Annotated in this window: 13 protein-coding genes; 4 read left to right on the top strand and 9 right to left on the bottom strand. The window is 60.8% G+C overall.

The features are described 5' to 3' along the window. The first annotated feature begins 9 nt into the window (after positions 1-9). Positions 10-1581, top strand: coding sequence for a recombinase family protein (locus OG504_RS33115; RefSeq protein WP_405996495.1), 1572 nt, complete (start codon positions 10-12; stop codon positions 1579-1581). A gap of 79 nt (positions 1582-1660) precedes the next feature. Here OG504_RS33115 and OG504_RS33120 read toward each other — a convergent pair whose 3' ends face one another. Further along, positions 1661-2893 (bottom strand): hypothetical protein, encoded by a 1233-nt coding sequence (locus OG504_RS33120; RefSeq protein ID WP_405993070.1) that lies wholly within the window; start codon positions 2891-2893, stop codon positions 1661-1663. Positions 2894-3183: 290 nt separating this feature from the next. Continuing rightward, positions 3184-3453, bottom strand: coding sequence for an HAD-IA family hydrolase (locus tag OG504_RS33125; RefSeq protein WP_405993071.1), 270 nt, complete (start codon positions 3451-3453; stop codon positions 3184-3186). Between the two features lie 304 nt (positions 3454-3757). Between OG504_RS33125 and OG504_RS33130 the strand changes: the two genes are divergently transcribed. Genes OG504_RS33130 through OG504_RS33140 form a run of 3 tightly spaced genes read left to right on the top strand, consistent with a single transcriptional unit; the run spans position 3758 to position 6437 of the window. Further along, positions 3758-4888, top strand: a complete 1131-nt coding sequence (locus OG504_RS33130; RefSeq protein WP_405993072.1) for a hypothetical protein — start codon at positions 3758-3760, stop codon at positions 4886-4888. 50 nt (positions 4889-4938) lie between these two features. Further along, positions 4939-5979: a hypothetical protein gene (locus tag OG504_RS33135; RefSeq protein WP_405993073.1), complete on the top strand. Its 1041-nt coding sequence runs from the start codon at positions 4939-4941 to the stop codon at positions 5977-5979. A 44-nt stretch (positions 5980-6023) separates the two neighbouring features. Beyond that, positions 6024-6437 (top strand): hypothetical protein, encoded by a 414-nt coding sequence (locus OG504_RS33140; RefSeq protein WP_405993074.1) that lies wholly within the window; start codon positions 6024-6026, stop codon positions 6435-6437. A gap of 226 nt (positions 6438-6663) precedes the next feature. Here the strand turns inward: OG504_RS33140 and OG504_RS33145 are convergent, their stop codons facing one another. The 7 genes from OG504_RS33145 to OG504_RS33175 all read right to left on the bottom strand — a co-directional run bounded on the left by OG504_RS33145 (position 6664) and on the right by OG504_RS33175 (position 13747). Further along, the gene (locus OG504_RS33145) at positions 6664-6993 is read right to left on the bottom strand and encodes an Lsr2 family protein (protein ID WP_405993075.1); all 330 of its coding nucleotides are present in this window, start codon (positions 6991-6993) and stop codon (positions 6664-6666) included. 207 nt (positions 6994-7200) lie between these two features. Beyond that, positions 7201-9951, bottom strand: a complete 2751-nt coding sequence (locus OG504_RS33150) for a TIGR02391 family protein (protein WP_405993076.1) — start codon at positions 9949-9951, stop codon at positions 7201-7203. Positions 9952-10391: 440 nt separating this feature from the next. Beyond that, a complete protein-coding gene (locus OG504_RS33155; RefSeq protein WP_405993077.1) occupies positions 10392-10715 on the bottom strand; it encodes a MazG-like family protein in 324 nt (107 codons plus the stop codon). 71 nt (positions 10716-10786) lie between these two features. After that, the gene (locus OG504_RS33160) at positions 10787-11608 is read right to left on the bottom strand and encodes an endonuclease/exonuclease/phosphatase family protein (RefSeq protein ID WP_405993078.1); all 822 of its coding nucleotides are present in this window, start codon (positions 11606-11608) and stop codon (positions 10787-10789) included. Continuing rightward, a complete protein-coding gene (tmk, locus tag OG504_RS33165; protein ID WP_405993079.1) occupies positions 11598-12230 on the bottom strand; it encodes a dTMP kinase in 633 nt (210 codons plus the stop codon). Before tmk ends, OG504_RS33160 begins: the two co-directional genes overlap by 11 nt. Next, positions 12227-13333: a radical SAM protein gene (locus OG504_RS33170; protein ID WP_405993080.1), complete on the bottom strand. Its 1107-nt coding sequence runs from the start codon at positions 13331-13333 to the stop codon at positions 12227-12229. Before OG504_RS33170 ends, tmk begins: the two co-directional genes overlap by 4 nt. Before the next feature lie 159 nt (positions 13334-13492). Beyond that, on the bottom strand, positions 13493-13747 hold the full coding sequence (locus OG504_RS33175; RefSeq protein WP_405993081.1) for a hypothetical protein: 255 nt from the start codon (positions 13745-13747) through the stop codon (positions 13493-13495). Positions 13748-14244 lie beyond the last annotated feature (497 nt).

A 14244-nucleotide genomic window follows, 5' to 3' on the forward strand; every position in this document is an offset into this window, starting at 1 on the left:
GCCGTCATCCTGGTCAGGGTGTCGAGCAAAGAGCAGGAACAAGAGGGCTACTCGCTGCAAGCCCAGGAGCGATTTCTGAGTGACTACTGCGAGCGAGTCGGTCTGGGAGCTGTTAAGTCGTTCCATATTTCCGAGACGGCCTCGAAGGTCGATCAGCGCAAGACGTTCAATGAAACCATGGTCTACCTGAAGAAACACCAAATCTTGCACTTCGTCTGCGAGAAGGTGGATCGCCTGCTGCGAAACTTCAAGGACACGGTCATGGTGGAGGAGTGGCTGGAGGGCAACGACACTCGCCGGCTGCACTGCCCCAAGAACTCGCTCGTGCTGCACAAGAACTCGTCTTCCCAGGACAAGTTTGTCTGGGGCATGCACGTGGTGGTGGCTAAGAACTACACCGACAACCTGAGCGAGGAAGTACGCAAGGGTCAGCTGGAGAAGATCCGCCAGGGCTGGTTTCCGGCAGCCCCGCCACCCGGGTACGAGAACGTGCTGGATGGCGGTAAGCGGGTTCAGAGGGTCGTGCCGACTGTAGCGCCGCTCGTGGTTGAAATGTTCAAGCTTGCCAAGACGAAGCGCTTCACGGTGAAGTCCTTAGCGCGAGAGATGACCAAGCGCGGGCTGCTGATTGACGGTAAGCCGATCAAGGGTGACCGGGTCTTCCGGATGCTGCACAACCCCTACTACGTCGGCGTGATCCGCTGGAACGGCAAGCAGTACCCCGGCAGCCACGAGCCGATTGTCCCGGTGGAGCTGTTCGAGCAGGTGCAGCGCACGTTGTCTCGCAGCGCCACGCAGATTCAGCACTATCGCAAGCACCATCCTCTGTTTCAGGGGTTCGTGACGTGCGCGGCGTGTGACGGATTGCTGGTCTGGGAGACCGCCAAAGGCTACTGGTACGGCAAGTGCCCCAAGCCGCGGTCGTGCAGCCGACGGCGCTTCGTCCGGCAAGAGGTGATCGAGGAGCAGTTGGCTGGTGCCTTGAGCCGGCTCAAGGCACCACGGCCTCGTCTGACCACGTGGCTCAAGAACGAACTTGAGGCCGGTCTGCGGTCTCAGCTCTCGCTGCAAGAGGCTGCTGCGGAAGGTCTCAAACAGGAGGGGGCCCGCATCCAGGCCAAGCTGACCATCCTGTACGACGACCGTCTCGAAGGCCGTATCAACGCTGGTGAGTACGACCTGAAAGCGGTGTCGCTTCACGCCCAGCAAGCCGACCTTGCCCGGCAGCTCAGGTCGTTGGAAGCGGAGGACACGTCATACCTCGAAACTGCCTTCAGCTTCGTTGAGATGACTCAGCGGGCGGCCGACGAGTTCGCAAAGTCCACGGACGGCGAGCGGAAGCGCGAGCTGATTAGTGAGCTGTTCGACAAGCTCATCCTTAACGGAGAGCAGCTCCAGCCGCACTACAACCGCCGCGCTGCCTGGCTGCTGACCGAAATATTGCCAATCACAGGCTCCGGAAACGATAAATTCGGACAGAGTGATTCCGGCTCTAGAGAGACGAAAAAAGCCCCTGTTGGGGCTTCTCGTTACTCTTGGCGGGCAGTCGCTAACAGCATTCGTACTCTGTTCGACCAGTAATGTCAATGGCTAATTAGCCTTTCAGGCTGCATCTCCCCAGTTTCCCCGCCTGGAGGAGGTGCAGTCTAGGGGCCACCTCCTAGGATTTCTTCGCGCGAGTCAGCCAGGGTCCGATGACCTTACCGGCAACAGTTAGGCCACTTATTGCCATTGCCGCCGCAGTTGCCAACCAGATGCCGGAAAGGAAATCTTGACTTTGGTATTTCTCCCTCTCGATTTGATTCTCAATTTCCCAACTCATCTCAGTCTGCTTTGATAGTCCACTCCAGTTCCAACTTAGCTTTCGAGAATCAGGGAGTGCGGGGTCAGAGTGCATGACTGACGCCTCCGGAATCAAGACTCCTTGCGAGTCCGTCCAGTCGTTTATGACTGTTTCTTGCACGTTGAGGGAGCTCGCCGCCACGGTGAAATTAGACTCGGGTTGGTGGGTTCCATTTTTCGCATCCGCATCCGCATCCGCATCAGCCATAAGTGCAGCAGTCATCAGTGAAAGTGCGTCCCGTCCGCCAATCATTCCTGCGCGACCTTGGATCCGGCCAGCTTGCGCGAATTCTGAGACGCGAGCTACAGCGCCTGTTAGTTGTAGCTGGAGATCATTGGCTGTAGTGTCATTGACACTTCCTGTGTGTATGGCAACGTTCGCGGTAATTGCATCAGGGTTAGGGTTGGATGCCAGCTTCGCTGAGCAAACAACGATATCCGCAAGCTTTTTCTCCTCCTCGGACCTTATAAGGCTGTGCTTAAAGTTTTTCGGGACGCAAGAGTTCCTATCAATGTTGGATGCCAGCACCATGCCTCCAGAAGTCTCTTGACCTTGAGCCTCTGTACCCGACATGGCTGTAATGAATGGCAACAGTTTGAGCGGCCCAGAAGAGAGGACGGCCCATTGTAATGGAGATGCGTGTTGCTTCCTTTGGATGTGCGCCGTGATTGTGATTTGAGCGCAATATTTAATACAGGTTACGCCAGAGCCGTCCGGTTCACCAATCTGACTCATTTGAGTCATGGTGCGGCGCGTGCTGTCATCCAAAACTATATCGACTTTACCTGAAACCGGCTGATTGAAGACGAGAGCAATATTGCCCGCTCCTAAAGCGCTGCGTGCTGCAGCGGGATCACCGGTCGCCTGCTTATGGGAACCGTAGGCGTAAGCGAAAAGAAAGTACGCAGCAATCAAAAAAATCGATGCGCCAGTAAGAAGCCAGCGGGATCCGATGTCCGCTGCGCTCGTAGTATGGACCCGCACTTCTACTATCTCTCGCGGTTGCTCTCGCTTGCGTGTTCGACTCCTTGCTCGGTGAACCAGGATCATCGAGATAATGATCAAGGTAATGCATCTGATCACTCGTCTGACGGCCACGAGAGCAGTTTCGCGCCTGCCGCAGCTTCGTGCCCTGGGAATGATTGGATTTGCGTCGAAGTCGCAGATAGGGATTCAGTGACGTTGGGCTCTTCGATGTGGGATGGCCGACCAGCCCGGTGTTCTGGTAGCGCAGCAGGGCTACAACCCGGACTTCCTCGGTGAGCAGATCGACATCCCGCGGCTCACCGCAGAGATCAGCAACGATGCCGTGCGACGAGGCCGTGTGGGACCGGTCGGCCTCAGTTCGGTAGTCGCAGGAGGTCCGTGATTCGGGCGACGATGTCCTCGGCGTTCGTGTGTACGTGACCGGCCATGCCGCACGTCTCGGTGGTGGCGGCGTGACTAGGAGTGTCGTCGATGAAGAGAACATCGGCAGGGTCGGCGTCGAGGGGTTGGAGCGCGACCGTGTAGATGCGCGGGTCGGGTTTGGCGTATCCGACCTCGCAGGACAGGACGATGGTGTTCACGATGTCCAGGGCTTGGACGGACGCGATGAGCTTGCAGACCATGGTGAGGGCTGCGGCCGGGCTGCCGGCGCCGCGCGGGTGGAGACTTCCGCACGGTTGCTCGGACTCGCTGTGTGCGTCGGTGAAGCAAGTCTGTGCTCTCGCGGTGAACCCTTTGCTGCCGTCATCTGGGGCACCAGGGTGTCGTTGGAAACCTGCCTCAGAGGCCCCATCGAGCTTCCGACGTCGGATGATGCTGAAAATCTAGCAGAGGATCTTTCCTCGCTTGCGAAGGCGGCCAATTACCTACGTCGAGAGATGCAGGCGGAATAAGAGGTTCAGCCAAGGGTACCTGCGCAAGCTCGTCGTGGCATTTCTCGCTTCCGGCTCCGCCAAGGACAAGGTCAAAAAGACGAGTGAAAGGTGTAGACACCCTTACGCCGAGGTAGGACATTTCGGCCCGGTCGAGTTACTCGGTCTGGCAGACATATCCGGTGTCCAGTGCCTAATATGGGCTCATACGTTAAAGGTGGTGAGGGTGTTGGGTGAACTGGGGGCAGATGGGCCACGGCTGATGACGCGGTTGCAACTGGACAATGCGGCCCGGCATGCGCTGCGTACAGCCAGGGAGGTGCAGGCGGTACTGCGCGACCCGAACCGGGAAGCAGAGGTTGAGGGGGTCCTGGCTGAGCTGCTTCTGGATTTCGGGGAGATGACGGGCTCCTCCGGCCTGCTGCAACCTGCCGTCCGGACGCTAGGCGAGGCGGAGAAGTTGGCCCGACTCGTGGTGGAGGCGGCCGTGTTCGTCCGGGCGCACAACTGGGCTACATCCCATTTGCAGGAGATCCTCCATAAGGCGCGGGAGGGGCAGGGACAACCTCACGCCGGCGAGTGCCTCGTCGCGGACTTCCTGGAGGGGCTCGGCACACTGCAGCTGGTTGCGTCTAGCGACGGGACTGCTTGGGAGCTGCGGATTCTCAAGGAGGTGTCGGCGGGTGATGAGAATCTGTCGGCGATCCTCAAAACGGCGCGCTACCTCCTGAACCCGTCCTTCCTGATGATCTTTGGAGACGTCACGGAGATCCTCGGCAAAGCCGTGTACGTGACGAACGTTAAGAGGTTCGCTGTGTGCGTAGCCAGCATCCAGGCGCTCACGACGGAGTGCCTGCCCCGCCAGGCCCGGTACGTGAAGATCTTGACGGGCCCGGATCTTCCTTGTGGGAGCCGCTTGTGCCCCCTATTGAAGAACTGTTCCCTGAAGAGTTCGGACACGGCGGCCTTTGGAATCCGGACGATGGTGTCGATCCGTTCGACGACCCGAGCGGCCCCAGGGGTCTCGGAGGACCGGGCAGACCACCACGGAAAGGGCCACACCTCGGCCTGTAACACCCGAAGAAACAGTCAAAGGACGGTGTTATTTGGCACAGGACCACCGACCCGTTATCTGGATCGCCATTGGATTCGGATAAGAAGGAGTGTTCCAGCCGAGAGTACCTGAGGTAAGCCCAGGGTCGAATTGTTGGTTCCGTAGGACAAGGAGTCGCCACTTTGCAGCGAAAACGCCTTCCATGGGAGCCCCCTGAAAACTTCAGTGATCCGCTGGAAGTGTGGACAGCTGCTCGTCAGTTGTCCGATGAACCTGAAGCTCAATGGTGCTTCCCTGAATTCACTCATAGACTACTCATCGGCGCAGAGAATGGCCTTGATTTCGCCTATGAAGACCTCGGTTCTTGGGATCAAGCTATCAGTGTTCTCCTCTTCTCAGGATTGCTTCGCCAGCGCGGCATCTTCGGGTCACTTGGAGTCAACGTTGGACTAGGCCTTGAAACGTTTGACGCGGTGCTCAGATCGAGGACCGGACGTTTCAATCTGCCGGAGACTTGGGAGCGCTTCCGGGGACGGCATGTCGTCGCAGCCGACTCCTGGCACGATCGGCGCGACGAGATTGTCATCGCTAATAGTTGGGGACGCGGTTGGGGAGACCATGGCTACGGATACATTTCACGGGCCTACTTCGAGGCTCACGTTGACGCCGCCACAGCCGTTCGTCCCGCCTGGGTGGGGCCCTCCCCTGTGATGGACAGAGCCAAGAAGGAGATCGCGTGGAAGCGAGGCATTCCGAACTCGGCCGATCTGACGCCGATTCTGGACGCCTGGATGACACCCAACCCGATCAAAGCCAAGATCGTCCAACTCCTCGGCCGGCAGCACGACGTGCGGCGCCGCATGCTCTATACGGTCTGGGATGCCATGCCGTTTGACATCGTTGAGATCCGCGAGGGCGCCGAGTTTCGGGGCAGGCTTCACATAGTTCACGATCGTCGGCAGGCAGTCAGCACCTTCACAGAATTCTGGGTTCCCCCGGGGTGTCGACGACAGGGGTACGGCCGGTATCTACTCCGTATCGGGGAAGACCTCGCCTCGGACGCTGGGACTACACAAGTGCGTCTGCCGCTCCGTGAGGCGGATGCGAGCGCTGTGGGACGATCCCGCGCTGAGGCTTTCGCGACAGCGTGCAACTACATGTGGGCGTGGGGTTCCTCGCGTCGACCGAACATAGTAGGCATCGGCGCAAAACACCTTAATTAGGAGTTCAAGCTGACACATCGCGAGTGAAGCACTAGGTTGCGTACATGTCTGAAATCTCCCTTAGATCAGCGAACCCGTACGACTTCAGCCAAGAGGAGCTTGAGCAGGTCGCTTCACTCCTCCGCGAAGAACCTGAACTCGAAGTCACTGTCGACGTTCAACCGGAGCGTGGCTACGGCGTCACGCCAATCGAGGTGGTTGTACTCGCCTTTATCGGCAAGGCGCTCGCCGGAGGAGCCATCGGAGCAGTCGGCGAGATGGCCGTAAAGAAAGTGGCCCACTGGGCTCGTGCCCGATGGAGGCGAGAGAAGGAGGCGCACCCAGAATTTCCGCCGCGACCCACAATGATTCAGGTTCTATACGGTCCCGGTGGCGACGTGCTCAAGGAGATTCTCATCGACCTGCCAGACGGAGAGCCCCGAGAGAAGACGCCCGGGGAGAATTCTGACGGCGACTGAAGTAACTTGCTGGGTCGCAGTAACTGCTCCACCGTGGCTTCAGCTCAATCATTTTCCCCTCAATCGATCTGCGTAGTACCGGACGGTCCTCGTTATGAAGTTGAGGAATGCTGGCCATGTCGGGCCGTGATGCGCGACGAGGACCAGGCCACCGGCGAGACGAAGGAGACCGGGGTGCAGTGCACCCGGAGCTGCGCAGTTCCTCGTCGAATCAGAAGCCCCATGATCAGTGGGCGGCCTCGTATTTTTCGATGACTTCGCGCGGCACCCGGCCGCGGGCATTGACCTCAATGCCTTGACTCTTTGCCCACTCGCGCACCTTGATGGGGTCCGGACCGTCAGGTCGCTTGCTGGTGCTGCGGCGCGGAGAGCCAGCGCCTTCCTTGCGGCCGACCTTGAGGAAGGGTGCCAGGGCGTCCAGCAGTAGCTGGTGGCTGTCAGGATTGAGGTCGATTTTGTAGCTGACGCCATCGAGACTGAAAGTGTGCGTGGCGATGTCCTCACCCTCGGTGTCCGTCAGGTCGTCGGTGAAGACAGTTACGGTGCGCTGAACCATAGCAATTTCCTCTTTCTAGTTGGGCTACAAAGAGTAATAGCCTCGGTAGTCGCAATCTGTCAATGTGCTGAGGGTGACCTGCTACCCCTGGTCGATGCGTCGCGCATGCAGTAGGGGGAGGAAGGCGCCCATTCGTTATGGGCAACTGCTTCAATCTGGACTGTATTACAGACGAACATGTGGATGACTTGCACGCCATGCTGGCTGTCAGGGGAGGATACGACGCACGGTACCTGCTCCGAATTCTGCGATGTACAGCGTCCCGTCGAGGCCAGCGGCCAGCTGGCCAGGGTTGATGAGACCGTCGGCGACTGTTAGAAGGTCTTCTGTGCCTTGAGGCGGCAGGCGCAGGACGCGACCTCCGTCGAAGTCACTGATGTAGATGGCGTCGTTAATGCAGGCCAAGCTATTGAGCCCGGCGAGGCGTTGGCCCGCCAGTAGGTTTGTGGGCGCGGTCTCGTTTTGGGCAATTCGCCACAGCGAGTAGCAGCGGTCCGGCGGTACAGCAGCGGGGCCGGGGGCGCACAGCACCAGCAGCGCATCCTTCGTGTGTGCAATAGCTACGGGGACGCCGTCGACGGAGGTGAGCTGCGTCGCTGTGCTATCCATGGCTACGTAGTGAATCGCGCCGCTATCCATCGCGACGATGAGGGCTTCGTCGGACCAGGCCAACGCCATCGGTGTCCCGGAGCACTCAGGGTCGACGATGTGGCTGCTGCAGTAGTCGTCAGCGTCCTTCTCGGCGTGGTGGAGCACCAGGATCCCGCGGTTGCCGGCCAGCCGCACTGCCAGCTCGCCATCTTCTCGGGCTGCGAGGGTGTCTGTTCCGAGGTATTCCGCTGATAGCCGGGGCGTCGCGGCGATCAGCCGATACACCCCATCTTTGCCAACCCGCCACAGGTCAGTTCCCTGTGTGCTGACCACCAGGCCCTTGCCCGTGTAAGCGATGCCAGCCACGGGCGGCAGTCCCGTCAGCAGCTCGGTCACGGTACCGCGCGGGTGGGCTGCGACCTCTACGGCGGTTTCGGCAGAGCAGCTGGCGTACAGGCACCGTAGGGTGGTACTGCCCGGTGCTTTTGCGATCGCCGCGCCGCCCGTGAAGACGACCGTGCTCTCGTTGCCAGTTTCTACCTGCGGGTTGTTGAGCGGTTCGCTCCAAGTCGCGGTGCCGTCAGTGAAGTGCGCCAAAACGCGCAGCGGAGCCTTTTCGCCTTTGCGTAGACGTAGTTGACCGGGCTCCATGCTGATGTGCATCAGACGCTGGGGGTGGGCTGGCGCGACGGGCTGTCCATCAAAGAGCAACGACTGGTCCCACACCTTGCGCAGCGAGCCGCCGACGCGGTCGCGTGCCCACGCTGCGTCTGTCGACGCCGTGGTCGACCAGTGCCAGTCGACGTAGTGCCCTACTTGGTAGACCTCGCGTGTCGGCACGACTCGGTTGCTGGTGACACCTGACTCCAGGGCAGCAAGCCGTACGCCAGCGGTATCGAGCTGCTTTTGGCCCAGGGCGTCCCCGTAAAGTGGGAGGTTCACCTCGACAACCCGGTACCACGAGGAGAGGCCGGGCTCGCTAGTGAGCCATACCGTGTGGGCGGCACCCTGCCGGTATCCCTCGACGAGATGGATGCGGTGTTCGCCAGGGGAGACGCCTGTAACGTCGACAACGAGTTTTCCAGGTTGGAAGCTGATTTTGTCCAGCCGGATCGTCTCGTCCAACCAGACATCGGCCTGAGAGCTCGCGCGGTCCGCCCAGAGAGCGAGAGTGCTGCCCTGGTGATGCTCGTAGCCGCGGACGGCCGGTGCCCGGTCGATGTCGCGGTCCAGCAAGTCCAGCAGGGTGCTCGCATGGGCCAGGAGACGAAGACACTCGTGGCGCGACCGGCATGGCAGCAAGGGCCGGTCCTTGTGCGACCGGTCTCCCTTGAACAGACCGATAGCGCCGCCGAACAGCTCGACGAGTCGGTCCTTGTCCATCTCACGTTCGGTGATCTTGATCGGTTTCCTCTGGTCTACAAAGGCAAGCTTGATCAGGGCGTTGCCGATCGAGGGGTTCCCGGTTCGTTGCTGGAGTTCGTGTTCGACGCGGCGGAAAGCCGCGAAGATAGCGTCGTCGAAGCGACTCGCGTGCACCAGGTCTGCACTGGCCTCGGCGATCTCCTCACGCATCATCGTCAGAAGGACATCCAGGTCGGTGCCTCTCGCCGGAGCAACGACTCCAGCTTCGGCAAAGACCGGGCTATCAAACGCAGTTGGATGGTCGGCTGCGGCGGACGCTGTGCGCTCGCGTTCCTGAGATTCGACATACTCCAGCAGCCCATCAGCCCCTCCCTCCACATGACGGTAGGGGCGCAGGCGTCGACGATCGATTGTGTAGTGCCACCGCCACGGCTCGTCCTGCTGCCAGCCGGCACTTCCCCAGAAGTGGGGAAGGAGATCAGCCAGCACCCGGACTCTCGACAGCGTCACTCGTGCCGCCAGGACTTCCTGCGTCAGGTCGGATTCCTCCGCCGTGGCAGGTGCTTCGGTGGACGATTCTGAGCTGGCCCTGCCGAGAGGTGACCGTCGCAGCGGCAGCTCCAAGTAAGCGGCGAAGTCTTCGCTCTTCGCCAAAAGCGAGTTCTCGACGTCGCCGGTGTCCTCGCCTTCGATCTTTACAACCCAGACAATGAGCTTCGCCAACAATGCCAGATCCTCGGCGCCGCCCTCGCAGGCAGCCACACCCCGTAGCGTAAGCCGGACTTCGTCATTGTCGGAGAAACCGTAGGTCTGCCACGGTTTGGAGAGATAATCGGCTGGAATGGCGGCCAATGCTGCCTGAGCATCTTCGATCCCGAGATCACGATCGGCCCGTAGGTCCACTGCGGTGAAGGTGGGCCAGGCCCCGCGTTGACCCATCATGTTGTAGACCAGCTGAAGAAGGCGTTGATCAGATTTGCTCACACTGGATGCTTGGGTCACACCGTGATTATTCCGTTTCCCTGCCGGAGGTGCGACGCCTTTACTTCGCGCGACTAAAAATGATGATTTCTGATCCGTTTCGTGCCAGCAGCACAGTGCGGTGCTGCCAGGCGGCCGATCTGGTCAGCGCTGAACGGGATGTCCATGGCGTGAGCGTGATCATGCCGAGGCCGAGTCAGTAGAGGCTGAGCGTGCCGTTCTCGCGAGCTTCGTTGAGAGACTTGTTCAGTGGCCAGGCGTCGTAGTCGATGGCTGCGCGATGGCGCTGCCGGAGTCTTCGCTGCGCCAAGCAGCCTCTTCTGTACGGTCCGTGACAGGGCCGCCCTGCTACAAGTCCGGCCTGACTGGTTGGGAGTCACCCTTGACTCCCGCCCTCTGCCGGGCCGCGAACGAGAGTGCATCGGTCAGATGGCCCAACGCGAACTATCCACTGATCTCCATCAGGGCATACGCGAAGTCAGGGAGCGCCTGGCGATATGATCCAGACGGTCCTCGAAGATCTTCTGTGCCTCGGGAGTCAGAGTGGACAGCGCGACCATGGACGTGAGGATCACGTCACACAGTTCCTTTTGTACATCTTCCCAAGTGTGACTATTCCCCTTGCGGGGGTTGGAGCCGATGGCTCCGTGGACGGCTTCGGCGACTTCGCCGGCCTCCTCCGTGATCTTCATAACGCGCAGCAACCGCGCCATCTGGGGCGGCACCGGGCTCTCCGCATCCAGCCATTGCACTAGCTGGCCAACGGTGTCCCAGGTGTGATCCATGTGTGCTGCTCCGTGCTGCGGGGATTTTGGTGCCAAGGCCAGCGCGTGGGTTTGGTGCGATCACGTCAGCATCAGAACAACACGTCTGGCTCCGGCACAACGGTCGGATCGGAGACTACCAACCGTTCTAGATCGGGTAGTGCCAAACTCAGGGATAGTCCCGAGTGGTCACTGATGCGGACAGTGGTTCGAGGTTCGTGTACATAGGAGGAGGAGATCATGAGGGAGTCCAATGTCTGCGAGACAAACGCGTGGTCGTAGCGGTAGCCGTCGCCTGTCCGACCGACCCAGGAATACTCCTGATCATCGGGGTGCAGGTGGCGATAGGCATCACGGTAGCCGTGCCGCTCGAACCACTGGTAGAAGCCGTACTCGAAGGGTCGGAAGATCGGGTAGCGGGGCTGATGATTGGGCTCCAGGATGTTGAAGTCACCCAGCACCACACGGCCGACTGCCGAGGCGCCAGAGGGCAAGCAGCCCTGGCAGGTATCGATGAATCGCTGCTTTCGTTCCGTTTTGGCGGGGGTGGCATCTCGTGAGGGAACGTACAGGCCCACCACGTCAAGTGGCCCCTGCCGGGTCTTGACCGCCACGGACACTGCCCGATAGGGCAGGTACCCGATCTCGACGGGTGAGTCTGCCTCGGCTAGAGGTAGCTGGCTGACCAGCATCACGCCTCGCTCACCCTTCCCGGGTACGGGAAAGCTCACCGCATAGCCAGCATCCGAGAAGCGCTCAGCGAGGAAGTCACACCCCTTGCTGGCTGCTGTCTCGGTCAGCACCAGGATCTCCTCCGGGCGCTGGGCCAGCCATTTCAACTGCCGCTCAGCACGTTCTCGCGAGGGGTTGCCGATGTTGAATGTCAGCAACCCCAGCGATTGTTCAGTTGGCATGTTCATTCCTCGCTGACGGTCTGGTGATCTCCGCCGCGATGATGTCGGCTGTTTCTGCTGGCGTGCGGCTGGTGCAGTCGACGACCAATGTGGCGAAACCGGCCTCCTGCAAGAAGGTAGCGGCTTCGGCGAACAGCGTGGTCTCCTTCTTCGAACCATCCGGCATCTTCTCGAAGCGGCTGTGAGCGCCGCGCGCCCGAAGGCGTTGGGCGATGACGCCGGGTTCTGCGGTGAGAATCACAGACAGGTCTGGGCGGCGGGCGTGGCTGTTGAGGGCCCATACCGTCTCAACTGGCACGTCGTCCAGACGCTGCAAGACCAGTGATGAGGCGATGTACCGGTCGCACAAGACGATCTCGCCGCGCTCGACAGCGGGCTGGATCTCCGTCTCGATGTGGTGGTACCGGTCCGCGGCTACCAGGCATGCAAGGGACAGTCCCCGATAGGTTTCCGTGCCGTGCCGGGCCAGCTCGCCCAAGGAGGTACCTGATGGTTCCCTCGTGGAGTGGACCCGCAGACCGTGACGGGTCAGTCGGGCGCGAGTGTGCTCCAGGGCGGTGGACTTGCCGACGCCCCCAGGTCCGTCGATGGTGACGAACAAGCCCTGATCATTCGCGGTCATGATGTGGTCACCAGCGGCAGCAGACGACGCTCGCCGGAGGTAACGGGACAAACTTCCGCGTCCACGGCCCCGATGCGCTCTCCGGCCGCTACCACGGCAGCTGGGCAGCCCTTGCCACACCCGTCCGCCATGGCGCAGGCGCCACAGGTGGGGTTGTCGCCTAGGACGTAGCGCTCGTGGAACTTGTAAGCATCCAGACGGGCGGCCAGGTCCTCGTCCTCAAAGATGTTGCCGACGATGAATTCGGTGTCGGCATGCTGAGACTGTGGTGTCCGGGCAGCAAAGACCAGGTAGGGACAGACGGTCACCTCGCCAGGGGTGAAGACGTAGATGATGGTGCCGGCCTCACAGCCAGCCAGCGGTTTGGAGTCATTGGGAAAGCGGATGTGGACGATGTCGAGCTGGTCATTCTCGAACGGATCGGTCAGCTCGTGGATGTGACGCATGTGGTCGTCCGATCGAGCCAGTTTGCGCTGACTCTTGACCCCGCGACCCATGCTCGACAGCGGGTTCATCAGCACATACCTCGCTCCTTGCTCACGTGCGAACTCACACAGCTGGGCGTACTCCTCGTCCTCAGCGAGGTTGTTCGGCGTACACAGCAGTCCTTGCAGCAGACCAGCGGCAGCGAACTTCTTGACCGTGGTCACAGTGGTGTAGAAGGACTCTCGGTTGCCCCTGAACTTGCCGTGCGAGTCGGCCGCGAACCCGTCAAGGCTGATGTTGATGTGGGCATCGAGTCGAGCCAACGCCTCGATTTGCTCATCGGTGGCCATAGTGGCGTTGGTGCACAGCCCCACCTCCATGTCCACCTCACGAAACGCGGAGACGATGTCGAGCAGGTCGGGGTGGGCGAAAGGCTCGCCACCCGTGAGCGTCACGCGATTCACCCGGCAGTCGGCAAGCCGGGGTATGACCTTTGTCTGGATCTGGTCGAGCGGCATCCGTGGACCGTACTGCCCGGCGGACACGAAGCAGTGGGCGCAGCCGAGGTTGCACCACTCCTCGATCTGCACCAGCGCCTTGCGATACGGGTGCTCGACCGTGGTGCGGAAGTAGCAGGACCATGCCTGTTCTGCCGAGACGATGGTGCGTGCATTCATGGGCCGACCTCGATTCAGCTTGATGATCTCGGGATCGCGCTGTTTGGGGTACGGGCAAGGGGGCATGCAAAAAAACCCTAATTATATCTCTATTCTACTACTTTCATTGAAAAACCATCTAGTACTGTCCGCTGTCGCGCGGAGGAATCCAATGCGCATTCAGGCCCAGTTCTGGACGTCAGCAACGATCACGGACCGTTTGTCATACACCTCGGCCGGTTCCAGGCCCACACTCGCCCGCGCGAAGCCGAGTTTGGTCGGCTCGCGTATCAGGAGCGTCGAGTCGGCGGCCTTGCCGTCGAGGTCAAAGCCCCAGGCCTCAGCTGCGGTCTCCGCTAGCCAGTCCGGCACGCAGTAGTCGGGACCGGCCCGCTGCCGCAACTCCTCGTAGTGTTTGGCCTGGCAACCGAACACAGGTGGGGCTCCCTGGTCGAACGGCCAGGTAGCCGTCGAGGAACGGGCTGACGATCAGCTGGTGCATCCGATACCTCCTGGGGTTGAGCCCCACCCCAGCTCGTACGGGGGAACCGAGCTGGGGTGGGAGCTACATGGCAGGGCGCGTATCCCACTGCTGGTGGTAGGAGCGGACGACGTGGCGACACCACTCGCAGCAGTCGCTACAAGCGAAAACCGGGGCCGATAGGCCGCCTACCTCGACCGGGCCGATGAAAATCACGGGTTGATCGGGACGACGGCAGAGCAGACAAGTGCCGCTGACCCACTGGCGACAGGTCATGCTCCGGCCTCGATGCGCTCCTGCCGAGTCCGCGTCACAACGAGTTGGTCTGGATTGTCGGCCAGCCACTCGGAACGAGCCGGAGCCCGGAGGACAGGCACACCACGGCTGAGGTCCGTCACGATCGCTCGGCATCCGGGTTTGTACTCGACCTCGTCTCCGACGCCAGGCCGCT

The organism is Streptomyces sp. NBC_00986, from assembly GCF_045162565.1.
GTDB lineage: Bacteria > Actinomycetota > Actinomycetes > Streptomycetales > Streptomycetaceae > Streptomyces.